The organism is Roseovarius sp. THAF27 (assembly GCF_009363655.1).
Lineage (GTDB): Bacteria > Pseudomonadota > Alphaproteobacteria > Rhodobacterales > Rhodobacteraceae > Roseovarius.
The window spans coordinates 3,583,751-3,609,468 of record NZ_CP045393.1; the positions used below are offsets into that span (position 1 = coordinate 3,583,751).

26 protein-coding genes are annotated in these 25,718 nt (G+C 66.0%); 13 read left to right on the forward strand and 13 right to left on the reverse strand.

Annotated elements, in window-relative coordinates:
• Positions 1-448: 448 nt before the first annotated feature.
• The 4 genes from FIU89_RS17780 to hemC form a co-directional block, all read right to left on the reverse strand.
• The gene (locus FIU89_RS17780) at positions 449-1,000 is read right to left on the reverse strand and encodes a hypothetical protein (RefSeq protein ID WP_152493825.1); all 552 of its coding nucleotides are present in this window, start codon (positions 998-1,000) and stop codon (positions 449-451) included.
• 104 nt (positions 1,001-1,104) lie between these two features.
• Positions 1,105-1,227: a hypothetical protein gene (locus FIU89_RS22870; RefSeq protein ID WP_302848998.1), complete on the reverse strand. Its 123-nt coding sequence runs from the start codon at positions 1,225-1,227 to the stop codon at positions 1,105-1,107.
• A gap of 63 nt (positions 1,228-1,290) precedes the next feature.
• Positions 1,291-1,824, reverse strand: coding sequence for a hypothetical protein (locus FIU89_RS17785; RefSeq protein ID WP_152493826.1), 534 nt, complete (start codon positions 1,822-1,824; stop codon positions 1,291-1,293).
• 55 nt (positions 1,825-1,879) lie between these two features.
• Positions 1,880-2,827: a hydroxymethylbilane synthase gene (gene hemC, locus FIU89_RS17790; protein ID WP_152493827.1), complete on the reverse strand. Its 948-nt coding sequence runs from the start codon at positions 2,825-2,827 to the stop codon at positions 1,880-1,882.
• A gap of 93 nt (positions 2,828-2,920) precedes the next feature.
• Between hemC and hemE the strand changes: the two genes are divergently transcribed.
• Positions 2,921-3,955 carry a uroporphyrinogen decarboxylase gene (gene hemE, locus FIU89_RS17795; RefSeq protein ID WP_152493828.1) on the forward strand — a complete coding sequence of 345 codons (1,035 nt, stop codon included), beginning with the start codon at positions 2,921-2,923 and terminating at the stop codon, positions 3,953-3,955.
• Between the two features lie 76 nt (positions 3,956-4,031).
• Here the strand turns inward: hemE and FIU89_RS17800 are convergent, their stop codons facing one another.
• A complete protein-coding gene (locus FIU89_RS17800) occupies positions 4,032-5,246 on the reverse strand; it encodes a glycerophosphodiester phosphodiesterase family protein (protein ID WP_152493829.1) in 1,215 nt (404 codons plus the stop codon).
• 185 nt (positions 5,247-5,431) lie between these two features.
• On the opposite strand from FIU89_RS17800, the gene dddP reads away from it, so the two are divergent.
• Positions 5,432-6,775, forward strand: a complete 1,344-nt coding sequence (dddP, locus tag FIU89_RS17805; RefSeq protein WP_152493830.1) for a dimethylsulfonioproprionate lyase DddP — start codon at positions 5,432-5,434, stop codon at positions 6,773-6,775.
• Between the two features lie 6 nt (positions 6,776-6,781).
• On the opposite strand, the gene FIU89_RS17810 is transcribed toward dddP, so the two are convergent.
• Positions 6,782-7,858, reverse strand: coding sequence for a FlgO family outer membrane protein (locus tag FIU89_RS17810; protein ID WP_152493831.1), 1,077 nt, complete (start codon positions 7,856-7,858; stop codon positions 6,782-6,784).
• A gap of 2 nt (positions 7,859-7,860) precedes the next feature.
• Positions 7,861-8,424, reverse strand: coding sequence for a hypothetical protein (locus tag FIU89_RS17815; protein WP_152493832.1), 564 nt, complete (start codon positions 8,422-8,424; stop codon positions 7,861-7,863).
• 196 nt (positions 8,425-8,620) lie between these two features.
• Between FIU89_RS17815 and FIU89_RS17820 the strand changes: the two genes are divergently transcribed.
• The gene (locus tag FIU89_RS17820) at positions 8,621-9,865 is read left to right on the forward strand and encodes a bifunctional alpha/beta hydrolase/OsmC family protein (RefSeq protein ID WP_152493833.1); all 1,245 of its coding nucleotides are present in this window, start codon (positions 8,621-8,623) and stop codon (positions 9,863-9,865) included.
• On the opposite strand, the gene FIU89_RS17825 is transcribed toward FIU89_RS17820, so the two are convergent.
• Positions 9,847-10,224 carry a response regulator gene (locus tag FIU89_RS17825; RefSeq protein ID WP_152493834.1) on the reverse strand — a complete coding sequence of 126 codons (378 nt, stop codon included), beginning with the start codon at positions 10,222-10,224 and terminating at the stop codon, positions 9,847-9,849. The two genes, FIU89_RS17820 and FIU89_RS17825, sit on opposite strands and share 19 nt — an antisense overlap.
• Positions 10,225-10,507: 283 nt before the next feature.
• Between FIU89_RS17825 and FIU89_RS17830 the strand changes: the two genes are divergently transcribed.
• Positions 10,508-11,677 carry a lytic murein transglycosylase gene (locus tag FIU89_RS17830; RefSeq protein ID WP_152493835.1) on the forward strand — a complete coding sequence of 390 codons (1,170 nt, stop codon included), beginning with the start codon at positions 10,508-10,510 and terminating at the stop codon, positions 11,675-11,677.
• Positions 11,674-12,789, forward strand: a complete 1,116-nt coding sequence (locus FIU89_RS17835) for a class I SAM-dependent RNA methyltransferase (protein WP_152493836.1) — start codon at positions 11,674-11,676, stop codon at positions 12,787-12,789. Before FIU89_RS17830 ends, FIU89_RS17835 begins: the two co-directional genes overlap by 4 nt.
• Before the next feature lie 332 nt (positions 12,790-13,121).
• Here the strand turns inward: FIU89_RS17835 and smc are convergent, their stop codons facing one another.
• Positions 13,122-16,577 carry a chromosome segregation protein SMC gene (smc, locus tag FIU89_RS17840; protein ID WP_152493837.1) on the reverse strand — a complete coding sequence of 1,152 codons (3,456 nt, stop codon included), beginning with the start codon at positions 16,575-16,577 and terminating at the stop codon, positions 13,122-13,124.
• A 259-nt stretch (positions 16,578-16,836) separates the two neighbouring features.
• Between smc and FIU89_RS17845 the strand changes: the two genes are divergently transcribed.
• Both FIU89_RS17845 and FIU89_RS17850 read left to right on the forward strand, forming a co-directional pair.
• Positions 16,837-17,340, forward strand: a complete 504-nt coding sequence (locus FIU89_RS17845; RefSeq protein ID WP_152493838.1) for a hypothetical protein — start codon at positions 16,837-16,839, stop codon at positions 17,338-17,340.
• Between the two features lie 9 nt (positions 17,341-17,349).
• The gene (locus tag FIU89_RS17850) at positions 17,350-17,823 is read left to right on the forward strand and encodes a GNAT family N-acetyltransferase (protein ID WP_152493839.1); all 474 of its coding nucleotides are present in this window, start codon (positions 17,350-17,352) and stop codon (positions 17,821-17,823) included.
• Here the strand turns inward: FIU89_RS17850 and FIU89_RS17855 are convergent.
• Positions 17,811-18,194 (reverse strand): hypothetical protein, encoded by a 384-nt coding sequence (locus FIU89_RS17855; RefSeq protein WP_152493840.1) that lies wholly within the window; start codon positions 18,192-18,194, stop codon positions 17,811-17,813. The two genes, FIU89_RS17850 and FIU89_RS17855, sit on opposite strands and share 13 nt — an antisense overlap.
• A gap of 185 nt (positions 18,195-18,379) precedes the next feature.
• On the opposite strand from FIU89_RS17855, the gene FIU89_RS17860 reads away from it, so the two are divergent.
• From FIU89_RS17860 to preA, 6 genes are all read left to right on the forward strand, one after another.
• Positions 18,380-18,979, forward strand: a complete 600-nt coding sequence (locus FIU89_RS17860; RefSeq protein ID WP_254701728.1) for a PRC-barrel domain-containing protein — start codon at positions 18,380-18,382, stop codon at positions 18,977-18,979.
• A gap of 444 nt (positions 18,980-19,423) precedes the next feature.
• Entirely contained in the window at positions 19,424-19,771 is a 348-nt protein-coding gene (locus FIU89_RS17865) for a Lin0512 family protein (protein ID WP_152493841.1), read from the forward strand.
• Positions 19,768-20,130, forward strand: coding sequence for a Lin0512 family protein (locus FIU89_RS17870; RefSeq protein WP_152493842.1), 363 nt, complete (start codon positions 19,768-19,770; stop codon positions 20,128-20,130). The genes FIU89_RS17865 and FIU89_RS17870 overlap by 4 nt, the downstream gene beginning before the upstream one ends.
• Positions 20,131-20,241: 111 nt before the next feature.
• Positions 20,242-21,009, forward strand: coding sequence for an FCD domain-containing protein (locus tag FIU89_RS17875; RefSeq protein WP_152493843.1), 768 nt, complete (start codon positions 20,242-20,244; stop codon positions 21,007-21,009).
• 206 nt (positions 21,010-21,215) lie between these two features.
• Entirely contained in the window at positions 21,216-22,538 is a 1,323-nt protein-coding gene (locus tag FIU89_RS17880) for an NAD(P)-dependent oxidoreductase (protein ID WP_152493844.1), read from the forward strand.
• Between the two features lie 11 nt (positions 22,539-22,549).
• Positions 22,550-23,854, forward strand: a complete 1,305-nt coding sequence (gene preA, locus FIU89_RS17885; RefSeq protein ID WP_152493845.1) for an NAD-dependent dihydropyrimidine dehydrogenase subunit PreA — start codon at positions 22,550-22,552, stop codon at positions 23,852-23,854.
• A gap of 78 nt (positions 23,855-23,932) precedes the next feature.
• Here preA and FIU89_RS17890 read toward each other — a convergent pair whose 3' ends face one another.
• The 3 genes from FIU89_RS17890 to FIU89_RS17900 form a co-directional block, all read right to left on the reverse strand.
• A complete protein-coding gene (locus FIU89_RS17890; RefSeq protein ID WP_152493846.1) occupies positions 23,933-24,163 on the reverse strand; it encodes an N-(5'-phosphoribosyl)anthranilate isomerase in 231 nt (76 codons plus the stop codon).
• Positions 24,164-24,366: 203 nt separating this feature from the next.
• Complete coding sequence (locus FIU89_RS17895; RefSeq protein WP_152493847.1) at positions 24,367-24,834, reverse strand: hypothetical protein; 468 nt, start codon at positions 24,832-24,834, stop codon at positions 24,367-24,369.
• A 131-nt stretch (positions 24,835-24,965) separates the two neighbouring features.
• On the reverse strand, positions 24,966-25,592 hold the full coding sequence (locus tag FIU89_RS17900) for a TetR family transcriptional regulator C-terminal domain-containing protein (protein WP_152493848.1): 627 nt from the start codon (positions 25,590-25,592) through the stop codon (positions 24,966-24,968).
• Between the last annotated feature and the right edge of the window lie 126 nt (positions 25,593-25,718).

Below are 25,718 nucleotides of genomic sequence, written 5' to 3' on the forward strand. Positions count from 1 at the left end.
AGCAAGGCGCCGAGCCGAACCAACTCGCCGTGCCTTGATCCCGCACGCAGCGCTCACCCAAGCGCACCCGTCCCGGGCCTGACCCTGGACCTCTCGCGGCAATAGCAGTCTTTCGCGGCCGCGCTACCGCCGGACTGCGGGAGGGCGAACCAAGTGAGGTTCCGGGCACTTCATGGCCGCCAGACCCGCAAAAGCTCCACGCGACTCGCCGTCGGCACCGATCGCCAGCCCGACGCACCAGAGATGCGCCCTACATGGTCGGCACGCCTCCCGCGTGACGGGCGGCCTCCCTTTCGGCGACGGCAAGAGCGCGCCGCGGCGCGGCAAGCCGCGCATTGATCCCGCGCGCGCATTACCGTGGCCCGACACCCCGTAGGGTGGGTGACAACCCACCTTTGGTGGATGACAACCCACCCATGGTGAATGAAACCCCACGCGTGCGCACCCGTCACTTCCGGTAAAGCCGCGCCATCTCTTCCGCGAAATGCCGGTCGAACGCTTCGGGCGGCAACCACCCCACCGGCGCATCTTCCAGCTTCTGCCCCAGGAACAGCTTCACCGCCGCCACCGCGTGCCAGCTCTGGCTGCCCGCCGCGTGATAGGGTCGCATCGGCACATAGGTCCCATCCGTCAGGCGCAAATGCGGCCGGTCGATCCCGCTATCCGTGCCCTGGGCGCCCACCGTACCGATCACGGCGGTTTCGACGTCACTCAACCGCCACTCCCATTCCTCGGCCCCCTTGCGGTCCGTCACGCGCAGCGTCACCCGGTCCGCCGTCCGGTCGAACACCATCTCCGACCGCATCCTGCTGCGCTTCCAGTAGACCACCATCACGACGATCAGCACCGCTCCCGGCAACAGCAATTCGGGAAACCCTTCCCACGCCATGAAAAGACACGTGCCCGCCACGAGTGTCCCGGCCAGCGTCAGCCCCAGCGTCTTGTCCTTCTGGTCATCCACCAGGGTCAGGGTGGTGTCGGTCTTGTCCTCGATCCGCATCCATCGACGATGCCCCGCGCCCCGGGTTCCGTCAATCCTGCACGTAGGGTGGGTGAGAACCCACCTCTGTGGGGTGAGAACCCACGCGCCCCACCGCCGTCACCTCACTTGGCGAGGCGCGCGACCCCGTCACAGAACTCCACCGCCGAATGCGCCCCGCCAAACCTGTGCCAGGTCTTGTACCGCGTCCAATGCAGCATGAAATTCCGGGACAGTGCGTCTTTCATGCTGTCGGACGCGCCGTTGAAATCCGCGCAATAGTCCCGTGCCTCGCTGGCCTCGGCCTCAAGTCACGCGGCCACATGCTGCCGCAGCACCTCCGCGGGCGCGGCGCCGCAAAGTTCGACATACGCGTCCCAATCGAATTCACGTGCCGACGCCGTCAGGTAATCGTCGTTCCCGCACACCGACCGGCTGTCGAAAGCGGCGCAATCGCCAAGCGTCGCAATCCGGGCCGGCGGGATATCCTTGGTGGTCCAAAGCAGGCCAAGGTCACCATCGAACACGTTCACCGGACCGGCATCGCAGTAGAGCGCGACCGAAGTTTCGTCCTGCATCCGCAGCGCACGGAAGAAATCCATTCGTGTCCAGTCATAGCCGCGCCGCGACAGCGCCTCTATCGGGTCCTTGGCCGCCACCGCGTCCAGAATATCGCCGCTGATCTCGTTGCCCTTGCGCGCCTCGTCCACCAGCTCGGAAATGCCCTGAACCTCGATCCCCGGTTGCGACAACGAACGATACCCGAAGTAGACCGCCACCGCGACGCCGATCACCGCCGCAATCGCCCCGATGACGGAAAAAATCTCGATCGTTCTCTTGTTCATCGCGCGCAACCCAATAACCCGCCCCCACTGGACAGGAAACTCGTCAACCTACCTGCTATTCCCGCCAGTCGAAAAATCCCGGCCCCGCGCGCTCCAGCAACCCGCGCGCCAGCGCGTCGCCCAGCTTGGCCCCGTCCTCGACCGGCGCCTCGCCTTCGTCGCTGAGGCTCTCGCTGCCATCAGGCCGCAGCACCTCGCCGCGCAGCCGGATCGTGTCGCCCTGCAACTCCGCCAGCCCGGCAATCGGCGTCTCGCAGGACCCGTCCAAAGTCGCAAGAAAGCTGCGCTCCGCGGCCAGCCGCTTGCCCGTCTCGACGTCATGGATCGCCGCCAGCATCTCGGCCGCGCGGCTGTCATCTGCCCGCCGCTCAATCCCGATGGCCCCCTGCGCCACAGCGGGCAGCATGTCGTCCGTGTCCACCGCACCCACCGCCACCTCGGGCTGTCCCAGTCGGTTCAGCCCGGCCATCGCCAGGAACGTGCATTCGGCCACGCCGTCATCCAGTTTCTTCAATCTTGTCTGCACGTTACCGCGAAACTCCACCACCTGAAGGTGCGGAAATTTCACCAGCACCTGCGCCTTGCGCCGCAGGCTCGACGTGCCCACCTTGGCGCCCTCGGGCAGCCCGGCCAGCCCCTCGTAGCGCGGTGACACGAATGCATCGCGCACGTCCTCGCGCGGCAGATAGGTGTCCAGCATCAGCCCCTCGGGCTGCAACACCGGCATGTCCTTCATCGAGTGCACGGCGATGTCGATCTCGCCCGACAGCATCGCCTCCTCGATCTCGCGCGTGAACAGCCCCTTGCCGCCGATCTCCTTCAAAGGCCGGTCGATCACCCGGTCGCCCGTGGTCTTGATGACCACTATCTGGAACGCCTCGTGCGGCAGGTCAAAGGCGTCGGCCAGACGGTCGCGCGTCTCGTTCGCCTGCGCCAGGGCAAGCGGCGATCCTCGTGTCCCGATCTTCAGCGGCGCGGCGGGGGTGGGCATGGTCACTGTCATGCAGACGGTCTAGACGTGTAAATCTGGGCTGACAAGTTTTGGTTGACTTTCCAAGGCTCAAAGAGGACCAAACCAGCAAAAGGGAGACCGGACATGGCGTCACAGAAAACCATCCTCAAGGCCCTCGCCGGCGAGATGCAGGCGACACCGCCGATCTGGATGATGCGCCAGGCCGGGCGGTATCTGCCCGAGTATCGCGCCACGCGCGAAAAGGCCGGGGATTTCCTGTCGCTGTGCTACAATCCGGACCTCGCCACCGAGGTCACGCTACAACCGATCCGCCGCTACGGCTTTGACGGGGCAATCCTTTTCGCCGATATCCTGTTGGTCCCACAGGCCCTCGGCGCCGACCTGTGGTTCGTCACCGGCGAGGGTCCGCGCCTGTCGACCATCACCCAGCAGGCCGATTTCGACAAGCTCGGCCCGGCCGACGAGGTGCACGAGACGCTCAACCCGATCTACCAGACCGTCCGCAACCTCTCCGGCGCCCTGCCGTCCGAGACCACGCTCATCGGCTTTGCCGGCGCCCCCTGGACCGTCGCCACCTACATGATCGCCGGTCGCGGCACGCCCGATCAGGGCCCCGCACACGCGCTCAAGTCCGAGAACCGCCCGCTCTTCGAGGCGCTGATGGAACGCATCACCGAAGCAACCATCCACTACCTCTCAGCCCAGATCGACGCCGGCGCCGAGGCGGTCAAGGTCTTCGACAGCTGGGCCGGCTCCCTCAAGGGTCAGGATTTTGAGGATTTCGCCGTCGCGCCGACCAAGCGCATCATCTCGGCGCTCAAGGAGAAACACCCCGGCATTCCCGTCATCGCCTTCCCGCGCGAAGCCGGCGACGGCTATATCGGCTTCCACGCAAAAACCGGCGCCGATTGCGTCGCCATCGACAACTCCGTCAGCCCCGAATGGGCCGCCGAACATGTCCAGAAAGACGGCTGCGTGCAAGGCAACCTCGCCTCCTCGCACATGGTCACCGGCGGCGACGCCCTGGTGCGCGAAACCAAGGCCGTGGTCGAGGCGTTCCGCGGCGGCCCGCACATCTTCAACCTCGGGCACGGCATCACGCCCGACGCCGATCCCGACAACGTGCAACTGATGATCGACACGGTGCGCAGCGCCTGACCGCGCCTTTCATCGTTCCCAAAATACTCAATATAAATCCGCCCGACGCACAGGCACCGGGCGGATTTTGTTATTCTCAGTCCAGCCCCATGCAATTGGCGTAATAGGTCACCGTCGCGGGCCAGTCGCTGAACACGCCGACCACGCCGACCTTGTCATGCAGCGCGTGCAGCATGGTGAAATAATCCGCATCGGTGTCGATCGTGTCCGCCACCGACTGGAAATACCAGCCGCCACCACCAGTCAGCGGGCCAGAGCGTTCCAGCGTCCAGGTGATGATGTTCAGCCCGGCCTCGCTGGCCGCCGTGGCATAGGGCGACGGCACGATCTCGTCGCCCTCCAGCGTCACCAGCATCCACATCGGCGGCGCGATATAGTTCACGCCCTGGTCGGCCAGCTCCTGCATCGACGGCTCAAGCGTCGCCGGGTCCATGTAATCGAACCCCTCCACGTCGTACCGGCCGTCCAGGTACACCGCCTGCGCGCCGAACTCCGGCTCGTTCTCGATCCAGTAGAGCACATCGTCGAGGTTGAAACTCTGCACCCACACGTCCGAGGCCGGCACGCCCGCCGCCTTGTACTCGTCGATCATCTTCTGCGCATAGTCTTCCTGGCTGAACCCGTCATGCGGCATCTCCACCGCCGGGCTCTTCAGCTCGGGCGTGAACTTAGCGCCCAGGTCCCGGAAGAGCTCGATCGACTCGGCATGGGTCATCAACGTCCCGCCCTCGACCGCGTATAGGTCCGTGCGCCAATTGGCGGTGCCGTCCATGTACTCCTCGACCGTCGTTGCCGACGTGTTCGCCGCGTCCATCTTGCCGGTCAACGTGCGGAACTCGGCCAGCGTGATCTCCGAGGTCCGGCACTCCGCCGTGGCCTCCGTCTCGCCCTCGGCGGGGCTGAACGGCGTCACGCAGGTCCCCGCCAGGTCCGAGGCCAGGATATCGGTCGTCGTGTGCAAATCGTTCTGCGCGTGACGGCAGACCAGCTCGTGATCCTTGGTAAAGGTCACGTCGCATTCCAGAATGCCCGCACCCATCCGCGCGGCGGCCTTGTTGGACTCCACCGTATGTTCCGGAAAGAGCAGCGGCGCGCCCCGGTGTCCGATCGAGAAATCCGACGGCGCCGGCGTCTGCCCCATGCACGAGGCCAGCTTGTTCTTCAGCGGCCCCTCTTCCATCCGGTCGATCAGGTAGGCCGGGCGCGGCCCGTAGCCGACCTCTTCGGCGGCCAGCGGTGCGGCCAGCCCGGCAATGGCGAAAGGCACCGCGGCGAATGTGAAACGGATCATTCTCGATCTCCCATGTCGTGTTTTCATCGCTCGGGAATATCGCCGCTTGTCCAAAAGGACCGTGACGGTTTCGCAAAACCTTTGTGACGCGCGCCGTCGCAGTTCCGACATTCGCGATGTCGCATTCCGTCGCGCAAGGCGGGCTTCGGGCACCCAATCTGGCAAGAAGCCAGGAGCGCCCCACCATGAACATCCATTTCCGCGACACGCGCAAGATCGACCCCTCTCGCGGGCCCGTACTGGGCGACAACACTCCCAATGACGCCGACCGGATCGAGATCGGCCCAACCCAACGGGCCTTCCGTGAATGGGAGGCCGCCGGCCTCCAACTGCCGGACCTGCAAGCCATGCGCCGCTACCGCTGGGAGCGCCTGACCCGCTTCATCCAGGACCGCGACTATGCCGGGCTGCTGGTCTTCGACCCGCTCAACATCCGTTACGCCACCGATTCAACCAACATGCAGCTCTGGAACACCCACAACCCGTTCCGCGCGCTGCTCGTCTGCGCCGACGGCTACATGGTGATGTGGGATTACAAGAACTCGCCCTTCCTCAGCACCTTCAACCCGCTGGTGCGCGAACAACGCTCCGGCGCGGACCTCTTCTATTTCGACCGGGGCGACAAGGTGGACGTGGCCGCCGACACCTTCTCGAACGAGGTGCGCGTGCTTTTGGCCGAACACGCCCCCGGCAACACGCGCCTCGCGGTGGACAAGATCATGCTCCACGGCCTCCGCGCTTTGGAAACGCAGGGCTTGCAGATCATGGAAGGTGAGGAACTGACGGAAAAGTGCCGCGCCGTCAAAGGCCCCGACGAGATCCTCGCCATGCGCTGCGCCTCGCACGCCTGCGAGACCGCCGTCGCCGAAATGGAGCGTTTCGCACGGCAGAACGTGCCGCTGGGCCAGACCAGCGAAGACGATATCTGGGCCATCCTGCACGCCGAAAACATCCGCCGCGGCGGCGAATGGATCGAAACCCGCCTGCTTGCCTCCGGCCCGCGCTCCAACCCGTGGTTCCAGGAATGCGGCCCACGCATCACCCAAGCCAACGAGATCATCTCTTTCGACACCGACCTTGTCGGCAGCTACGGCATCTGCGTCGACATCTCGCGCAGCTGGTGGATCGGCGACGCCAAACCGCGCCCCGACATGATCTATGCCATGCAGCACGCGCACGAGCACATCATGACCAACATGGAAATGCTCAAACCCGGCGTCACCATCCCCGAACTCAGCGCCGGCACCCATGTGCTCGACGACCGCTACCAGGCCCAGAAATACGGCTGCCTGATGCACGGCGTCGGCCTTTGCGACGAATGGCCCCTCGTCGCGTACCCCGACCAGGCCGTGCCCGGCTCGTTCGACTACCCGCTGGAACCCGGCATGACCCTCTGCGTCGAGGCGCTGGTGGGCGAGGTCGGCGGCGATTTCTCGATCAAGCTCGAGGACCAGGTGCTGATCACCGACACGGGCTACGAGAACCTGACCAAGTATCCCTTCGATGCGGCCTTGATGGGTCTTGCCTGATCGCGCTCAGCTGTCCGGCGGCATGTCGTAGAACCCCAGCGACTGAACCGCGTAGGCCTCCTTGTCCTCCACGTTCGGCGTCACCACCAGTTCCAGCGCCAGCGTGAAGCGCGGGTCATCGACATCCTTGTCGCCCGTCATCTGGAAATTCAGCTGCGCGGCCTTCCCCGGCGGCAGCACGGTGGCATATTTCGGGTCGCTCGAATTGCAATAATGAAGGTAGTTCTCGCTATAACAACTGCGCAGGCCCGACCAGTTGCCCTTGTATTCCATGAACCCGCCCTGCCCGTCCGCGACAGACAGGGACTCCGGCATGTACGCCAGCGCAATCGTGTTCTCCGAGGTGTTCTTGAACCGCATGGCAAAGGTCGCGTCGCCCGCCGATTTCGAATAGATCAGGGTCGAGACCTCGGCATCGTAGACATCCGCGGCATAGCGGCGGGACGGTTCGACCAGCGCCCCGGCCTGCGTTGCAGTGGCCTGTCCGCCGCCCCCTTCGACCACCACGACCTGTGTCGTCGGCGTGTCCTCACCGCCGCCCGCCGCCTCGGCAAAGCCGCAGGCGCCCCGGCTGCGCGTCGCCATCATCTGCGCGACGCTGCCCACGCTGGGAAATTCCGACCGCGCGGTGGCGAACAGCCGTCCATCCTGCGTGCTGATCATCCGCGCCTGCACCTTCACCTGTTCGCCGAACTGGATCAGCGATCCCGTGACCAGCGCATCGACCCCCTCGATCTCGCCCAGCCGCTTGGCGGCATCCGGCGCGATCGTGCCGTCAAAGACCAGCTCCATCTCGCGGAAAATGGCGCTCAGTTGCGACCGTTCGATGATGTCTATCGTGCCCGCGCCCGCGTTGAACAGGCTGTCCACGATGAACTCGCTGATATAATTCGACAGGTCCGAACACGTGCCGTCGCTGTGGGTGAACGTCGAAATCCCGATGGTGGCCGTTCCGTCGGTGCGGGTCCGCTCCACGATCTGACCCGCGATCTCCTCAAGGCTCTCATCCACCGAAGAGGCGGCATTGACGCCCCCGGCCAGCGCCATGAAACCGCAGGCCGCCACAAGATTTGTCCACCGCATTCTCAGTCCCCTCTGCAATTCTCTTCGAAAATTTCCGTCAACTTCAGATGATCCCCGAACCCGCGCAGGGCCATGTCCACGGCACTCACCGCACCCGTCGGCCCCTTGCCCGAACCCGCCAACCGGATCCGCTCGGGGCCGCTCTTGCCTGTCAGGGTCACGGCCCCGTCCAGCAAGTGCCCCTCGAACCCGTGGCTGGTCTCCTCTTCCGGCACGGTCGTCGCCGTCGCAGACACCCGGCCCACCGTGACGTTCCGGCACTCCATCCGCGTCAGATGCTCCGAGACCCTTTGCGCCACCTCGCGCTCCAGCGCCGTGCCTGCGGTTCCATCGGCCTCTGTGACGGTCTCTGACAGCGCGGCGGTCGCGTCGTCCGGGCCCTCCGCCCCGTCGGCCCCACGCTCCGCCGGGTCGGACGATCCGCTTGCCGCCGACTTGGTCACCACCACGTCCCCGGACGGTTTCGACGTCATGAACCGATCACCCAGTTCGAACACCCCGACAACGCCGCCCACAAGGGCGGAGACCAGGATAACCGACTTGGCGATAAGGGAGTTGCTGGACATGCCTGCATCTATCACTTTGCAAATATACCGCCACCATGGCACAGCCCGGCGGTGTCGGGCAACAACGCATGGGGGGTGGTCCGACCCAAGGCGACCCTGTGCAACATCACGGCCTCACATTCCCGAGACGGGCCTGAAACACACCTTACGCATCCGCCCGGAACCGCCATTTTGAGGGCAACCGAAAGGATCACCCATGCCGACCGAACGCTTCACTTTCACGGGCCATGACGGGCACGAGCTTGCCGCACGGCTCGACTTGCCAAAGGGGCCGCACCTGGCGACCGCGCTCTTTGCGCATTGCTTCACCTGTTCCAAGGACATTCCCGCCGCGCGCCGCATCTCCGCGCGGCTGGCGGGCGCGGGCATCGCCGTGCTGCGCTTCGATTTCACCGGGCTGGGCCATTCCGGGGGCGAGTTCGAAAACACCTCCTTCACCTCGAATGTCGAGGATCTCCTGCGCGCCGCCGACGCGCTGGCCGCCCGCGACATGCCCCCCAGTCTGCTGGTCGGCCACTCCCTCGGCGGGGCCGCCGTGCTGGCCGCCGCCTCGCGCATCGACAGTGCCCGCGCCGTGGCGACCATCGCCGCGCCCTTCGATCCGGGCCACGTCACGCACAACTTCGACGGCGCGCTCGACCAGATCGCCGCCGACGGCTCGGCAGAGGTCACACTGGGCGGCTACCCCATTCGAATCGGCCAGAAATTTGTCGAGGATGTTCGCGCAGAGAACCTCGCGCCGAAGATCTCCGGCCTCAAGCGCGCGCTCCTGGTGCTGCACGCTCCGCGCGACGACACCGTCGGCATCGACAACGCCACCGAAATTTTCAAGGCCGCGAAGCATCCAAAAAGCTTCGTCACCCTCGACAGCGCCGACCACCTGGTCACCGACCCCGGCGATGCCGAATACGCCGCCGGCGTCATCGCCGCGTGGGCGCAGCGCTATCTCGATCTCAAGCGCCCCGCGCCACCCCCCGGCGCGCCCGAAGGCGTCGTGCGGGTGTGCGAGGTCGATCCCGACGGCTTTCTTCAGGACATCCACGCCGGGCCGCATCACCACGTCCGCGCCGACGAGCCCGAGGCCTATGGCGGCACCGACCGCGGCATGAGTCCCTACGGCTTTCTTGCCTCCGGGCTGGGGGCCTGCACGTCGATGACCATACGAATGTATGCCCGCCGCAAAGGCTGGCCGCTCGATCACGTGTCGGTGGACGTCACCCACGACAAGGTCCATGCCCAGGATGCCGACGGCACCAGCCCGGCCAAGATCGACAGCTTCATCCGCACGATCCGCCTCAGGGGCGCGCTCGGCGACGATCAGCGTCAGCGTCTCCTGGAAATCGCGGACAAGTGCCCGGTCCACCGGACCCTGGAACAGACCTCCAGGATCGAGACCCGGCTTGCCGCCCCCGACACCACGCCTCAGCCCGAGCGCGCGTAATGCTCCACCATCGCGGTCAGGTCGTCGGGCGGCGTATCGGCGCTCACGAAGGCCCGCGCGTTCGCGCACAGCCCGAACACCGATCCGTCCGAGAAGAACGACGTTTTCGACACGAACAGGATCGGCACTCCGGGAAACCGCCGCTCCGCCGCATCGGCGATGGCAAAGGCGCTGCTGCGTGTCAGGATAATGTCCAGGATGATCAGGTCGCAGCGCATCGCGCCAAGCGCGTCCAATGCGCCCTGCTGGTCATGCTCCAGCCGCACCCAGATGCCATGACGCTCCAGGTGGCGCTGCCACACCCGGCCAAGTGCTGCATCGCTTTCCACGATCAGCACACGCGATGGTCGCTTTTTCACCTTCTGATCTTCTTCGGTACTTGTGTTCGCGCTTAGAATGATCGGAGTCTTCGGGACAAAAGGTTAATCAATGGTTAATTCTGGCCGATCGGACACCCGTGCGGCCCCACGCGCCTGCCTCTCACCGCCTGTCGTGCTCTGACGGTACAACTCGATGAAACGCTCCGCCCGCCGCGTGCGCTCGGGTCAGGCGATATTGAATAACACACCGGCCGAATACAGGTTTTCCGGACTGGCCTTGACCGGCCGGCTGCTGCACTGTCACCCAAAAAAGGAAGTACTGATGATCCGCTGCCTCGCCCTTGCCTTGTCGCTCTGCACCGCCACGACCGCCTATGGTCAAAGCTGCGGCGGCTCCTTTTCCGGCTTCGTCGACGCGCTCCGACAAGAGGCGATTTCCCGCGGCCACGCACCGGACCGGGTGAACAGCTTCTTCGCCTCCGTGCGCCAGGATCAGAGCGTCCTTCATGCCGACCGCCGCCAGGGCGTCTTTCAGAAACCCTTCACCGAATTCGCCCGCCGCCTGATCAGCTCGGGCCGCCTCAACACCGGCCTTGCCAAGTCACAGCAATACGATGCCGTGTTCGAGCGCATCGAGGCCGAATACGGCGTGCCACGCGGGGTGCTCCTGGCCTTCTGGGCCTTCGAAACCGATTTCGGCGGCTTCCAGGGCGACTACAACACGCTCAACGCGCTCGTCACCCTGTCGCATGACTGCCGCCGGCCCGAGCTTTTCCGCCCGCAGGTCTTTGCCGCCCTCGACCTCTACCAGATGGGCGATTTCGACCCCGCGCGCACCACCGGCGCCTGGGCTGGTGAAATCGGCATGGTCCAGATGCTGCCGCAGGACATCATCGACAACGGCGTCGATGGCGACGGCGACGGTCACGTCGATCTCAAGACCTCTGCGCCCGACGCGCTGATGTCGGGCGGCAAGATGCTGCAACATCTGGGCTGGCGCGCGGGCGAGCCCTGGCTGCAGGAAGTCGATGTGCCCGACACCCTCGACTGGTCCAAGACGGGTCTGCGCACCACCCTGCCCGCCTCCGAATGGGCGGCGATGGGCGTCACCCCGCGCCACGGCCAGATCCGTGGCGACCTGCCCGCGAATATTCTTCTGCCCGAAGGGCGCAAAGGTCCGGCTTTTCTCGCGCACCCCAATTTCAACGTCTATTTCGAATGGAACCAAAGCTACGTTTACGTCCTGACCGCAGCTTATTTCGCCAACCGTCTGGAAGGCGCGCCGGTGTTCGACGCGGGCAATCCCGATCCGGGCCTTTCCGGCGCGCAAATGAAACAACTTCAGGAAAAGCTCGCCGCGCGTGGCTATGACGTGGGCAAGATCGACGGCATCCTCGGCTCCGGCACCCGCGCCGCCGTGCAGGACGTCCAGCAGGAACTCGGGATGCCCGCCGACGCGTGGCCCACGCCCGCGCTTCTGAACGCCCTATGACGCCACGCCGCGCTTTCGAAATCTTTCTCACCGCCCCGCCCGGCCTCGAACTCGCGTTGAAGGACGAGGCACAGGCGGCGGGGTTCGCCAAGCCCAAGGCAATGCCCGGCGGTGTCCGCTTTCGCGGTCACTGGCCGGACGTCTGGCGCGCCAACCTCGCGCTGCGCGGCGCGGGCCGCGTCCTGGCCCGCGTCGCCCGCTTCCAGGCGATGCATCTCGACCAGCTTGAATCTCTCACGCGCGAGGTGGATTGGGCGGGCCTCTTGCGCCCCGACGTGCCGATCACGGTCGAGGCGACAACCCGGAAATCCAAAATCTACCACCAGGGCGCCGCCGCCGAACGCGTCGCCCGCGCCATCCACCACGTCACCGGCGCGCCCCTGGAAGGCGACGATCCCGTCCGCGTCCAGCTCAGGATCGAAGACAACCAGTGCCTGCTCAGCCTCGACACCTCGGGCGCGCCGCTCCACCGCCGCGGCCAGAAACCTTTCGTCGGCAAGGCCCCCATGCGCGAAACCCTTGCCGCCCTGTTCCTGCGCCAATGCGGCTATACCGGCACCGAGCCCGTGCTCGACCCGATGTGCGGCTCCGGCACTTTCCTGCTGGAGGCTGCCGAGATCGCGCTCGGCCGCACCCCGGGCCGCGACCGGAGTTTCGCATTCGAGCGCTTCGCCAATTTCGATGCAGGCGCATGGAAGGATCTGGCGGCTGACCAACCCGACACCGAAACCAGCCTCCGCTTCCACGGCAGCGACCGTGACGCCGGTGCCGTCACCGGCGCGCGCTCCAACGCAGAGACCGCCGGCCTCGGCGACCTCATCACGATCTCGCACCACGCCTTCAGCGATCTGAAACGCCCGGACGGCCCGCCCGGCCTGATCATGGTGAACCCGCCCTACGGCACCCGCATCGGCGAGCGCAAACAGCTTTTCGGCCTCTACGGCGCGCTCGGCAAGACCCTCGCGGAGCGGTTTTCCGGCTGGCGCGTTGGCCTCGTGACCACCGATGCCAGCCTCGCCAACGCCACCGGCCTGCCTTTTACCCAACCCGGCCCACCCGTCGCACATGGCGGCCTGCGCATCACCCTCTGGCAAACCGGGCCGCTGCCCTGAGGCGTTAACCAAGGTCGCGCGCTCGGCTTTACTTTTTGGCAAGAAAAGCGCATCATAGTGCACATATCTGAATGTCTTCCAGTCTATCACTGAAGACGTGACCCCGCGAAGTTGCAGCTTCGCGGGGTCTTTCTTTGTCAGGACTTCAAAGCCCTATCCAAAGTCGGACGATCGCAACGGTCAACGTTCCCGCCGCCAAAACGACCATCCATTTCCTGAATGTCTTTTCATCCAGCCCTACCACCTCCTCTCACTGCAATGGATTGCAGTGGAGCCTAGGGACACTTAAGGGATGAAGAAAAGGCTAAAATTCAGGGAAAAGGACAGGCGGCTCACGCCACCATCTGCTCGGCCTTCTTCAGGTCGACCGAAACAAGCTGGCTCACCCCCTGCTCGCCCATCGTCACCCCGAACAGGCGGTCCATCCGGCTCATCGTCACCGCGTGGTGCGTGATGATCAAAAACCGCGTCTCGGTCCGGCGGCACATCTCGTCCAGAAGGTCGCAGAACCGGCCCACATTCGCGTCGTCCAGGGGCGCGTCCACCTCGTCCAGCACGCAGATCGGCGCCGGGTTGGCCAGGAACACCGCAAAGATCAGCGCCAGCGCGGTCAGCGTCTGCTCGCCCCCCGACAGCAGGCTCAGCGTCGCCAGCTTCTTGCCCGGCGGCTGGCACATGATCTCCAGCCCTGCCTCCAGCGGGTCGTCGCTCTCGACCATCACCAGGTTCGCCTCGCCGCCGCCGAAAAGGTGCTTGAACAGCATCGAGAAATTCGAATTCACCTGCTCGAACGCCGTCAGCAGCCGTTCGCGCCCTTCGCGGTTCAGCGACGCGATACCATTGCGAAGGGTGCGGATCGCTTCCTCAAGATCGGACTTTTCGTTGACCAGCGTGTCGTGCTCTTCTTGGACTTCCCGCGCGTCTTCCTCGGCCCGCAGGTTCACCGCGCCCAGCGCATCGCGCTGGCGTTTCAGGCGGTTTACATCGGCCTCGATGGCTTCCGAGGCGGGCATGGTCTCGGGATCGGCCTGCAACGTCTCCAGCAGGTCCTCGGGCGAACAGTCCAGTTCCTCCTCGATCCGTCCCGCCGCCTGTGCCTGGGTCTCGCGCGCGGCGTCCGCGCGCGCCTCGGACCGCGCCCGCGCCTCGCGCGCCTCGCCGGCCAGGCGCTCGGCGTCGCGCTCGTTGGCCACAGCCTCACGCGCGACGCCTTCGGCGTTCGACAGCGTGTCAGCCGCCTCGGCCCGCCGCGCCTCGGCCTTCGAAATGTCCGCATTCAACGCCTCGCGCTTCGCCGCCAGTTCGCCGGGCTTCGCCCCGGCCTCGGCCAGCTCCGCTTCGCTCGCCTCCTTGCGCTCGGCAAGCTCCGCGCTGCGCGTCTTCGCCGTCTCCAGCCGGTGCCGCCAGCCGGACAATTCCTTGGTCACTTCCTGGCTGCGCTTCAGCCGTGCCTCGCCCTCGCGGCGCAGCTCGTCATGGGCCGAGCGTTTGGACATCATCGTCATCCGCGCCGCCTCGACCGTCATCTTGACGTCTTCCACCTCGGCGCGCGCGGTATCCAGATCACCCAGGTCGCCCATCGCCTTCTCCGCCTCGGCGAGCGTCTTGCGCGCGGCCAGCGCCTCCTCCTCGTGGCGCTTCACCGCCAGACCGAGGCTTTCCAACTTGGACCCCGCCAGGCTCCGCTCCGCCTCGGCCCGGCTCAGCGCCCGGTTCGCCTCGGCGACCTTGCCATCGGCAGCGCGGCGTGCCTCGCGCGCGGCCTTGTCCGCCTCGGTCAACTCCACCAGCCGGGCCTTAAGCGTCTCGTGCGCTCTCTGCGCGCCCTCGGCCCGCGCCGTGGCATGCGACAGCTGCTGCTTCAACTCCTCCAGCCGGTTCAGCTGTTCCAGCCGCAGCGCGGCGGCCGACGGCGCATCCTCGGCCCAGGCGCGGTACCCGTCCCAGCGCCACAGGTCACCCTCGACGCTGACCAGCCGCTGCCCCGGTTTCAGAAGCGCCTGCAACCGTGGCCCGTCATCCGAATCCACCAGCCCGATCTGCGCCATCCGCCGCGCCAGCACACCCGGTACGTTCACATGCGTGCCCAGCGCCACGACACCCTCGGGCAAGGTCTGCGCCTGAGCATACCCGTCCAGCGCAACCCAGCCCGAGGGCCCGTCCGCCTCCACCTCCGGCGCGCGCAGGTCGTCTGCCAAAGCCGCGCCCAGCGCCTTTTCATATCCCGCCGCCACCTGCACCGCGTCAAGGATCTGTCCGCCCTCGGCGGTGTCCCGCTCCAGCAGGCGCGCCAACGCCGACACTTCCGCCGACAGGGCGCTCACCTCGCCCTCGGCTTCCGAGCGTCCGGCCCGGGCGTCGGCCTCGCGCCCCTGCGCATCGGCCCGCGCCTCGTCGGCTTCAGTCAGCGCGACCTCCGCCGCCTGCGCCGCCTCGGTCGCCTCTTTCTCGGCTTTCTCGGCGGCCTCGAATTCCTCGCCTGCACGGCTCACTGTGTATTGCGCCGCTTCCACCGCGTCCTTGGCCCGCGCCGCCTCGGCGTCCGCCCGGTCGCGGGTCTTGCGGCTGTCCTCGACCAGCCGCTGCGCCGACTGGTGCCGCGCGGCCAGCCGCGCAACATCCTCGGTCAGTTCCGACAGCTCGGTCTCCCGCGCCTGCAACACCTGGCTGGCATCCGCCGCCTCACCGCTCGCCGCATCCAGCTTGCCCTCATGCCCGTCCGAGGCCTTGGCCAGTTCCTGCGCTTCCCATTCCAGCCGCTCGATCGTCTCGCCCGCGTCGCGGTTCAGGCTCTCCTCGCGCTCCATGTCGCGGGCCAACTGCTCGATCCGCGATTGCAGCGTCTCGATCCGGTCCCTGGCGGCAGCCTCCTGCTCGGCCAGCGTGTCCCGGCTCACTTGCAACCGCTGCAACACCGCCGCCGCAATCGCCGCTTCCTCGCGCAGCGGCGGCAGCGCCTCGTCGGCCCGCGCCCGCAGCCTTGCCGCCTCGCGCGCCGCCGCCTCGGCCCGGGCCGCATCGCTCGTCCGCTCGGTCAGTTCCTTCTGCGCATTGGCCCGCGCCAGGTCCGCTTCCTTCCAGCGCCGGTACAACAACAGCCCCTCGGCCTGCCGCAATTCCTCGCCGATCTGCCGGTACCGCGCCGCCTGCTTCGCCTGCCGTGCCAGCTGCGCCAGTTGCGTCGCCAATTGCTCGATCACGTCATCGACCCGCGCAAGGTTGCTCTCGGCCCCCTTCAGCTTCAGCTCCGCCTCGTGCCGCCGCTGATAAAGCCCGGAAATCCCCGCCGCCTCCTCCAGGATTCGCCGCCGCGCCGTGGGCTTGGCGTTGATCAGCTCCGAGATCTGCCCCTGCCGCACCAGCGCCGGAGAGTGCGCACCCGTCGAGGCATCGGCAAACAGCATCTGCACGTCCCGCGCCCGCACGTCCTTGCCGTTCACCTTGTAGGCGCTGCCCACATCCCGCGTGATCCGCCGAATGATCTCCAGGTGATCGGCGTCGTTGAACCCCGCCGGCGCCAGCCGGTCGGAATTGTCCAGATGAATGCTCACCTCGGCAAAGTTGCGCGCCGGCCGCGTCGCCGCCCCGGCAAAGATCACGTCCTCCATACCCGAGCCCCGCATCGAGGTCGGGCGGTTCTCGCCCATCACCCAGCGCAACGCCTCCAGCAGGTTCGACTTGCCGCATCCGTTCGGCCCAACCACCCCGGTCAGACCGTCTTGGATAAAAAGGTCGGTGGGGTCGACGAAGCTCTTGAACCCGGTCAATCTCAGCTTGGTGAACTGCACGGTGCGTGTCCCTCTGCTCGGGCCGGTCTGGATTTTGGACGTGATTCCGGCCTTGGGAGGATATGCAAGCGCAGGACCTTGGCCCCTGTCAACGCAAAACCCCTGCATATGGCGCGGACACGCCACTTATCCACAAGATATTGCGTTCTCATGGCTCAGACTTGCGCTACCGCCCTGTCCTGGCCCACGATATTGCAGCGCACGCGCCAAGCCCATATGCTGCAGAAATCTTCACGCCGTTGTCCCGGAACGCCGCGCAATGTCCAACCCGATTGCCTTGCTCTTGGCCGGTCTCGCCGCCGGCACCGGCCTGGGGGCCCTGGTCACCGCCACGGTGATCGACCGCCCCGCCATGTCCAAGGCGGCGATGTCCGACGGGATGGCCCATGACCATTCCGCCCATGACCACGGCGAGGGCCAGGCGATGCACGATCACCAGATGATCGAGGCCGGCGACCCCGCGCCGACGCTGGCCATCGAAATCCATCCCGACGGCCCGCAAAGCCGCAACCTGCACATCGTCACCACGAACTTCACCTTCGACCCCGAAGGCGTGAACGGCGACCACCGTCCCGGCCACGGCCACGCCCATGTCTACATCAACGGCGTGAAACAGCCCCGCGCCTACAGCCCCTGGGTCCAGCTTGACGCGCTCCCCAGGGGAACGCACGAAATCCGCGTGACGCTGAATGCCAACGATCACGGCCACCTTGCCACGAACGGCACCCCGATCGAGGCCGTGACGACCGTGACCGTCGAATAGGTCCCCGCCATGCTCATCATCGAACAGGCCAACCCCAAGGCCCCCGGCCCCCGCGCCCTGCTGGAACAAAGCCACGCCATGATGCGCGCGCTTTTTCCGCCCGAAGACAATTATTTCCTCGACCTGGAGGAGCTGCGCGGGCCCGGCATCTGCTTTGTCGCCGCCCGGGACGGGGCCGAAACGCTGGGCACCGGGGCGCTGGCGTTCAAGCGCGGCTATGCCGAGATCAAGTCGATGTTCACGTCTCCCGCCGCCCGCGGCCGCGGCGTCGGCGCCGCGATCCTGCGCGCGCTCGAGGACGAGGCCCGCGGCGACGACGTGCCCGTTCTGCGGCTCGAAACGGGCGAGGTCCTCGACGCCGCGATCCGTCTTTACGAACGGCACGGCTTCACCCGGTGCGGCATCTTCGGCGACTACCGCCCGAACGCCACGAGCGTCTACATGGAAAAGGCCCTGACCGCGCCCACGGTTCAGAACGGGTAGCAGATCAACTCGCCGCCCGCCGCGTCCAGTTCGAAGGCGTCGCATTCAAGATACGTCTCGGGCCGCCGCGGCGCCGGGGCGCCACTGCCGCAATCCAGGGTCGCCCGCATCATCGCCTGGTCTCCGGTCAGACGGTCCACCCGGCAGCCGCTGACCGCCTCGATGGCCAGCACCGCGGGCACGCCCACGCTGGACAGCCGGAACGCAGGCTGCGCGTTCAGCCGGACCGCCTCGGCCCTGCGGCCCTCCACCCGGATATCGAACACCGACGCGCCTGCCTCGATACGGACCGGCGCGACACCGGAAAATTCCGGGCTGGCCGTGTCGCAGGCCGCCAGGGCCGACAGCGGTATCAAGAGCAACGGACGCATCGCGCGATCATCGCCGATCCATGGTTAAGAAACAGTAACCAATGGCTTTTTCGCGCCCGCCGTAACGCGAGGGACCGCGATTTGTTTCATGCGAAAGGCGCATTCTTTTTCTCGCCTTCACAGGAACGTGTCCGGGGGGCCCCCGCGTTGATCATGCAGATACCATATGACGAAGGAGGAACATCATGAAACTGATCGGCAGCACAGCCATCGCAATGGCCCTGGCCGCAACCACCGCGTTCGCGCAAAGCGACTCGAACGAGGAAATGGACACCGACACCGGCAACACGCAGGTTGAGTCCAGCACCGGGATGAACAGTTCGGACAACAGCGCCGACGCCAGCGGCAACATGCAGACCGAAGGCGATTCCGACAAGACCGCCATGAATGACAGCGGCCTGGACTGGGACAAGTCCAGCGAAGAAATGAGCCAGATGCAAGGCGAGTTGATCCGCAGCCGCGACATCACCGGCGGCGCGGTCTACACCACCAACGAAGCCAACGACGAAGGCGAAAGCTGGGACATGGCCGAGTATGACGAAGTCAACTCGGAATGGAACCAGATCGGCGAGATCGAAGATCTCGTGATGTCCAAGGACGGCAAGCTGACCGGCATCATCGTCGAAGTCGGCGGTTTCCTCGACATCGGTGACAAGCACGTCATGCTGTCGGTGAAGGACGCCAAGCTCGTCCCCGTCGACGACATGAGCTACACGTTCGTCACCCGCTTCAACGAAGAAGACATCGAGGCCATGAACAGCGTCGACGAAGGCTTCTGGAACTAAGCCGGGACACGTATCGTGTTTTTGCCGCCGCCCCATGCCGGGCGGCGGTTTGCAGTTGCGCAACCGCTGGGCCTGGAGGCTCTTCCACAGCTGGTGCACAACAATGCGCGGTCGCCAGGCCGGTGTCGCCAGGCCGGTATGGCCGCCGCCCACGATGGCCACGTCCGTCACCACGTCGCCCGCATCGGCCCGCCGCTCTCCGGCTCCTCGGCCGAATCGTCCCACAGGGATATGCCGGGCCTCTGCCCCGCCATGGCTGTCGCCTCGCGCCGCGTTCCGCCGCGGCAGCGTGAAACGCGCACGGCCCAAGCTCGATATCGCAGGCGGCGCGACGGTGCACCGCCCTGCGCCTTTCCCGCAGCGCGTCCGCCGATCCAATGACGCCTTGCAATTTCACCGTTCCAAAAATACTCAAATCCCAACGCCACACAGGGGAGCCTCCACATGCCCAAAACGCGCCTTCTCACCGAATTCGGCATCGGCTCGTCCCTGCGCCACCGCGATTACACCGCCGCCGCCCGCCGCGCGTTGCAGGACGCGCTCTGGCGCAACTCCATCAACCTCGCGGAGCTTTTCGGCCAACCGAAAGAGGCGATGATCATCGACGTGGAAATCGCCGCGCCGGACCCCGACGCCGTCGACACCGCCGCTTTGTCGGACGTCTTCCCCTACGGCCAGGTCACCGTCACCGCCCACAAGGGCGGCCTCGACGTCCCCCGTCCCGACGGCGAGCCCACCGTCATCGTCAACGCCGCCATCAATGTCAGCCTGAACCTGGAGCCCGCGAAATGACCGATCACCGCTTCATCATCGAAATGGGCATGGGCAACGACCAGTACGGCATGGATTATCAAAAGGCCGCCGCCCGCGCGATCGAATCCGCCATCCGCCGCTCGGCGATCCCGATGTACGCGACCACCGCGCTCGACCCCTCGCAGATGCGCGTGCAGGTCACCATCGGCGTGCAGGAGCCGGACAAGCTCGACACGGATGCGCTCGCCACTTGCCTTCCGCGCGGAAACGCCACCGTCACGGCCACGTTCGGCGGGCACAATGTGGTGAACCCCGACACCGGCGACACCATCGTCATCGCCACCGCGGCGGTCGAGGCGTTCCTGCCCGACCAGTCCGGCAACTACACCGCCGGTTAAGGTGCCGCGTCATCCTTGGACGTGATCCGAGGATCTCCCGCCCCTTGCGGTACGCTTGCCCCCTATCGCCTCCGGTCATATGATTTGACCAATTCAATCCCGAGGCGCCTCATGCCGTTCCAGAAAGTCACGCCCGAAAAACTCTCGCTCGCGGTCACCCGCCAGATCGAGAAGCTGATCCTGCGCGGCATCCTGCGCCCCGGCGAACGCCTGCCCTCGGAACGCGAGCTTGCCGACCGCTTCGGCGTCTCCCGTCCGTCCCTGCGCGAGGCCGTGGCCGAGCTTCAGCAGAAAGGCCTGCTGACCACACGCGCCGGCGCCGGCATCTTCGTGGCCGACGTGCTGGGCAGCGCATTCTCTCCCGCCCTCATCGAGCTTTTCGCCAGCGATGACGAGGCGGTCTTCGACGTCATCGCCTTCCGCCGCGACATGGAAGGCCTCGCCGCCGAACGCGCCGCCCGGCTCGCCTCCGACACCGACCTCGAGGTCATCGCCGCCACTTTCGCCCGCATGGAACAGGCCAAGGGCCGCGCCAATCCCGAACGCGAGGCGCGGCTCGATGCCGAGTTCCACATGGCCATACTGGAGGCCAGCCACAACGTGGTGATGCTGCACATGATGCGCTCGATGTTCCAGCTGATGCAGGACGGCGTGTTCTACAACCGCAAGGTCATTTTCAACCAGTCCACCAGGCGCTCCAGCCTGCTGGACCAGCACCGTGCCATCCGCGACGCGATCCTTGCCCGCGATCCCAAAGCGGCCCGCGCGGCGGTCGAGACACATCTCGATTTCGTCGAACGGGCGCTGACCGACCAGCGCAAGGCCGAGGCCCACGAACACATCGCCCGCCAGCGCCTGGAACACGAGAACCGCCGGTGAACCCTTCCCGAACATCGTAGGGTGGGTGGTTCTGCGCAATGCGCAGGTTCACCCACCGCTGCGCCGGGCGCCAAGCACATCAGGGCCTGTCGCGCCCTGCCGAGCGCCCTTTCATCCGTCTTCACAAACCGCCTAAATTTTACCAATTGATAAAATTTTGAACTGTGCAATACTTTCTCCAAAGCGTACAGCCACTGGAGCCCTCCATGAGCCATTCCGCCCTGACCCCCGGCATCACCTCCGGCCGCCTGTCAGAGGACGACCTCGCCCGCAATTTCTCCGATCTGCATCCACCGCTTGACCCGCACGAGGCGCTGGTGGCCGCCGATCGTTGCTATTTCTGCCACGACGCGCCCTGCATTACGGCCTGTCCCACCGATATCGACATCCCGCTCTTCATCCGCCAGATCGCCACCGGCACGCCCGAGGCCGCCGCGAAGACGATCCTGAGCCAGAACATCCTCGGCGGCATGTGCGCCCGCGTCTGCCCGACCGAGACGCTCTGCGAACAGGCCTGCGTGCGCGAAGCCGCCGAGGGCAAGCCAGTCCTAATCGGGCAACTCCAACGCTACGCCACCGACACCCTTCAGGCCGCGGGCACGCATCCCTTCGCCCGCGCGCCCGAGACGGGCAAGTCGGTCGCCGTGGTGGGCGCGGGACCGGCTGGTCTGGCCTGCGCCCATCGTCTGGCGATGCACGGCCATGCCGTCACGCTCTATGACGCCCGGCCCAAGCCCGGTGGACTCAACGAATACGGCATCGCCGCCTACAAGACGGCCGACGGTTTTGCCGAGCGCGAGGTCGACTGGCTGATGCAGATCGGCGGCATCACCCTTGAAAACGGCAAGGCCCTCGGCCCCGACCTTTCCCTCGACACCCTGCGCGATCAGTTCGACGCGGTCTTCCTCGGCATCGGCCTGGGCAACGTCAACGCGCTCGGCCTCGACGGCGAGGACAAGACCGGCGTGCTCGACGCGGTCGATTTCATCTCCGATCTGCGCCAGGCCAGCGACCTGCGCGACCTTCAGGTGGGCCGCGACGTGGTGGTGATCGGCGGCGGCATGACCGCCATCGACGCCGCCGTGCAGGCTAAACTGCTGGGCGCGCTCAACGTCACGCTGGTCTATCGCCGTGGCCGCGACCGCATGAACGCCAGCGTCTTCGAGCAGGACCTCGCCGCCTCCAAGGGCGTGCGCATCATCACGAACGCCACGCCCCGCGCCCTCCACGGCAACGGCACCGTCCGCGAGATCGAGTTCGACTATACCGACGACGCCCTCACCCCCACGGGCGAAACCGTCCGCATCCCCGCCGACCAGGTGTTTAAGGCCATCGGTCAGGCGCTCGCCGGCGACGCCCTGCCCGATCTCGACGGCCGCAAGATCGCCGTCACCGGCCCGGGCCGCACCTCGGTCGCCGGCGTCTGGGCCGGAGGCGACTGCGCCGCGGGCGGCGACGACCTGACCGTGACGGCGGTGGCCCAAGGCCGCGACGCCGCCGAAGACATCCACGCGACCCTCAGCGCCTGAAGGAGCGAGACATGGCTGACCTGACCACGAACTTCATCGGCATCACCTCGCCCAACCCCTTCTGGCTGGCCTCCGCCCCGCCCACGGACAAGGAATACAACGTCCGCCGCGCCTTCGAGGCCGGCTGGGGCGGCGTGGTCTGGAAGACCCTGGGCGAAGAAGGCCCGCCCGTGGTCAACGTCAACGGACCGCGCTATGGCGCGATCTGGGGCGCCGACCGCCGCCTGCTGGGGCTGAACAACATCGAACTGATCACCGACCGGCCTTTGCAAACCAATCTCGACGAGATGACGCGGGTCAAGAAAGACTACCCTGACCGCGCGCTCATCGCGTCCCTGATGGTGCCCGTGGACGAGGACAGCTGGAAATCCATCCTCGACCGCGTTCTGGAAACCGGCTGCGACGGGGTCGAACTGAACTTCGGCTGTCCCCACGGCATGTCCGAACGCGGCATGGGCTCCGCTGTGGGCCAGGTGCCGGAATATGTGGGCCAGGTCACCGAATGGTGCAAGAAACACTCCGATCTGCCCGTCATCGTCAAGCTCACGCCCAACATCACCGACGTCCGCAAACCCGCCCAGGCGGCCAGGGACGGTGGCGCCGACGCGGTCTCGCTGATCAACACGATCAACTCGATCACCTCCGTCAACCTCGACAGCTTCGCCCCCGAACCCACCATCGACGGCAAGGGCGCCCATGGCGGCTATTGCGGCCCCGCGGTGAAACCCATCGCCCTCAACATGGTGGCCGAGATCGCCCGCACGCCCTCGCTCGCCGGTCTGCCCATTTCAGGCATCGGCGGGATCACCACCTGGCGCGACGCGGCCGAATTCATGTCGCTGGGGGCCGGCAATGTGCAGGTCTGCACGGCGGCCATGACCTATGGCTTCAAGATCGTGCAGGAGATGATCTCCGGCCTGTCGCAGTTCATGGACGAGAAGGGCTTCACCTCGACCGATCAGCTTGTCGGCCGCGCCGTGCCGAACCTTTCGGACTGGCAGCACCTCAACCTCAACTACGTCACCAAGGCCCGGATCGACCAGGACCTCTGCATCAAGTGCGGCCGCTGCTATGCCGCCTGCGAGGACACCTCGCACCAGGCCATCTCGATATCCCCGGACCGCACGTTCGAGGTGATCGACGCCGAATGCGTCGCCTGCAACCTCTGCGTCAATGTCTGCCCGGTCGAGAACTGCATCACGATGGAAGAGCTGGCCCCCGGCACGACCGATCCCCGGACCGGCAAGACGGTGCAGAACGACTACGCCAACTGGACCACCCACCCAAACAACCCGGGAACCTGCGCCGCAGAATAACCACCCCAGATTCTTCGTACGAAGAATCTGAACCCCCAGAAAATTCGTACGAATTTTCTGGGGGTCACCCGCACGGAATCAAAACACGATCCGGATGGGCCCCGCATGGCAAACGACGATCATCTGGTCGCCGGTTTCAATCAGGTGAAACCCCCGCCTGCGCACTTCGCGCTCGAACGCGTCGCGGCCGACCTCGCGCTCCACCCACCGACGCGAGCGGCGCACGACAGCACCCTTGCGCGCGGACTGGCTCGAGAAAAGTTGCGCCACCCAGGGCGCGGCGGGAACGGGACGAATGATCTGCGTCATGCCGCGACCCTGCCGCCATCCTGGTAAAAATCAGGTTAAGGCTTCTGCGCCCGCAGGCACCGCAGCGCCCCACGCTTCCCCGGGCCATCCGAAGCGTTGCGCCTGTGGCCGGCGGCATCGGCCAAATGCGAAACGCGTGCACCGACCGAATGGTGCGTGGCATCTCACGGGTCAGCCGCGATTCGGGCGTGTCGGATAACGCATCAATCCCCGGCTTTGACGGCAGAAGGTTCTGCCCCGTTCGACGCGTCCTCGCCACCCATCTCGATCTTCAGAACCGCGATCATCTCGCGCAGGTCGGTGATGTCGCGCGCCGCGCGCGACTGCTCCAGCCGCGTGCTGGCCCGCAGCAGGTCCTGCTGCCGTCCGACCAGTTCATACTGCGCCGCGACCAGTTGATCGCGCGGCGTCTCTTGGCTCTTGATCCGCGCGTCGAGCACGCTTTCGCCCGACGCCCTGGCCGGCAATCGCGATATCGCATCCCGCCCGGGCCGCAGGCTTGCCTCCGCGCGCGGTCCGTCGCCGCCCGTGGCATTGTCGGAATTGTTGCCGCTCGCACTGCTTTCCGCCGACCCCGAGGCGCTCTTGACGGCGAGTTTCTGAAGGTTCTGCCCGGCGCCGGTCGGCACCGAGGGCAGGACGGTCACAGGGGCTGGTCCTGTGATGTTCATGTGTCCACTCCAAACACGAGGGATCGCTAGATCCGGCACCCGCACCCAAAGATCAACATACCATGGCGCGGTGGTCTCCCGCGACGGGAATCTAGACAGCATTTTAGGCGTATCGCGCCCCCGTGCGGGCGCTACACCGCCAGCATCCGGCGATAGAGCGCATCCAGGAACACGGACGCCTCGCCGTGAACGTCCCGGCCCTCCAACAGCGCCTGCACCTGCGCGTCGAAATCCGCATAGTGCTGCGTCGTGGCCCAGATCGAAAAGATCAGGTGCCGCCCGTCGACCGGTTTCAGCCGCCCCGCCGCGCCCCAGGATTCGATCAGCGCCGCGGTCTTGTCCACCAGCGGCTTGAGATCCGACACCAGCCCGGGCCCGATCATCGGCGCGCCTTGCAGGATCTCGTTGGCAAACAGCCGGCTCTCGCGCGGCAGCGCCCGGCTCATCTCCAGCTTGCGATGCACATAGCGCAGGATCTCCGCCAGCGGTTCGCCGGCGGGATCGATGGCGCGCATCGGATCCAGCCACGTGTCCATCAACCCGTTCAGCAGCGTGACATGGATCTCTTCCTTGCCGGCAAAATAATAAAGAATGTTGGGCTTGGACAACCCCGACGCCTCGGCGATCTGGTCCAGCGTCGCCCCCCGGAACCCGTGCATCGAAAACACGTCCAGCGCCGCGTCCAGGATACGCTTGCGGTTACGCAACTGTATCCGGCTCGGCTTGGCCCCGCCCTCGGGCGTCCTCCCGTCTTCCATCGCGCCTCTCACATTTCCCTGCCCGAAGATCTAGCACCGCCCGGCCCGAATTGGCCAGCGACGGGTGCAATGCTTGACATGCCCGCCCCGCTTCGCAATCGTGCTTTTACCATTTGGTAAAAAAGT

What these genes read in the sequence shown, in the direction of transcription:
- FIU89_RS17865 (WP_152493841.1), top strand. Translation starts at nt 19,424, where the DNA reads ATGCCCAAAACGCGCCTTCTCACCGAATTCGGCATCGGCTCGTCCCTG.
- FIU89_RS17875 (WP_152493843.1), top strand. Translation starts at nt 20,242, where the DNA reads ATGCCGTTCCAGAAAGTCACGCCCGAAAAACTCTCGCTCGCGGTCACC.
- hemC (WP_152493827.1), bottom strand. Translation starts at nt 2,827, where the DNA reads ATGACAGTGACCATGCCCACCCCCGCCGCGCCGCTGAAGATCGGGACA.
- hemE (WP_152493828.1), top strand. Translation starts at nt 2,921, where the DNA reads ATGGCGTCACAGAAAACCATCCTCAAGGCCCTCGCCGGCGAGATGCAG.
- FIU89_RS17845 (WP_152493838.1), top strand. Translation starts at nt 16,837, where the DNA reads ATGTCCAACCCGATTGCCTTGCTCTTGGCCGGTCTCGCCGCCGGCACC.
- FIU89_RS17855 (WP_152493840.1), bottom strand. Translation starts at nt 18,194, where the DNA reads ATGCGTCCGTTGCTCTTGATACCGCTGTCGGCCCTGGCGGCCTGCGAC.
- FIU89_RS17850 (WP_152493839.1), top strand. Translation starts at nt 17,350, where the DNA reads ATGCTCATCATCGAACAGGCCAACCCCAAGGCCCCCGGCCCCCGCGCC.
- FIU89_RS17800 (WP_152493829.1), bottom strand. Translation starts at nt 5,246, where the DNA reads ATGATCCGTTTCACATTCGCCGCGGTGCCTTTCGCCATTGCCGGGCTG.
- FIU89_RS17830 (WP_152493835.1), top strand. Translation starts at nt 10,508, where the DNA reads ATGATCCGCTGCCTCGCCCTTGCCTTGTCGCTCTGCACCGCCACGACC.
- FIU89_RS17880 (WP_152493844.1), top strand. Translation starts at nt 21,216, where the DNA reads ATGAGCCATTCCGCCCTGACCCCCGGCATCACCTCCGGCCGCCTGTCA.
- FIU89_RS17785 (WP_152493826.1), bottom strand. Translation starts at nt 1,824, where the DNA reads ATGAACAAGAGAACGATCGAGATTTTTTCCGTCATCGGGGCGATTGCG.
- FIU89_RS17820 (WP_152493833.1), top strand. Translation starts at nt 8,621, where the DNA reads ATGCCGACCGAACGCTTCACTTTCACGGGCCATGACGGGCACGAGCTT.
- FIU89_RS17890 (WP_152493846.1), bottom strand. Translation starts at nt 24,163, where the DNA reads ATGACGCAGATCATTCGTCCCGTTCCCGCCGCGCCCTGGGTGGCGCAA.
- FIU89_RS17810 (WP_152493831.1), bottom strand. Translation starts at nt 7,858, where the DNA reads ATGCGGTGGACAAATCTTGTGGCGGCCTGCGGTTTCATGGCGCTGGCC.
- FIU89_RS22870 (WP_302848998.1), bottom strand. Translation starts at nt 1,227, where the DNA reads ATGAAAGACGCACTGTCCCGGAATTTCATGCTGCATTGGACGCGGTAC.
- FIU89_RS17870 (WP_152493842.1), top strand. Translation starts at nt 19,768, where the DNA reads ATGACCGATCACCGCTTCATCATCGAAATGGGCATGGGCAACGACCAG.
- FIU89_RS17780 (WP_152493825.1), bottom strand. Translation starts at nt 1,000, where the DNA reads ATGCGGATCGAGGACAAGACCGACACCACCCTGACCCTGGTGGATGAC.
- dddP (WP_152493830.1), top strand. Translation starts at nt 5,432, where the DNA reads ATGAACATCCATTTCCGCGACACGCGCAAGATCGACCCCTCTCGCGGG.
- FIU89_RS17895 (WP_152493847.1), bottom strand. Translation starts at nt 24,834, where the DNA reads ATGAACATCACAGGACCAGCCCCTGTGACCGTCCTGCCCTCGGTGCCG.
- preA (WP_152493845.1), top strand. Translation starts at nt 22,550, where the DNA reads ATGGCTGACCTGACCACGAACTTCATCGGCATCACCTCGCCCAACCCC.
- FIU89_RS17860 (WP_254701728.1), top strand. Translation starts at nt 18,380, where the DNA reads ATGAAACTGATCGGCAGCACAGCCATCGCAATGGCCCTGGCCGCAACC.
- FIU89_RS17900 (WP_152493848.1), bottom strand. Translation starts at nt 25,592, where the DNA reads ATGGAAGACGGGAGGACGCCCGAGGGCGGGGCCAAGCCGAGCCGGATA.
- FIU89_RS17815 (WP_152493832.1), bottom strand. Translation starts at nt 8,424, where the DNA reads ATGTCCAGCAACTCCCTTATCGCCAAGTCGGTTATCCTGGTCTCCGCC.
- FIU89_RS17835 (WP_152493836.1), top strand. Translation starts at nt 11,674, where the DNA reads ATGACGCCACGCCGCGCTTTCGAAATCTTTCTCACCGCCCCGCCCGGC.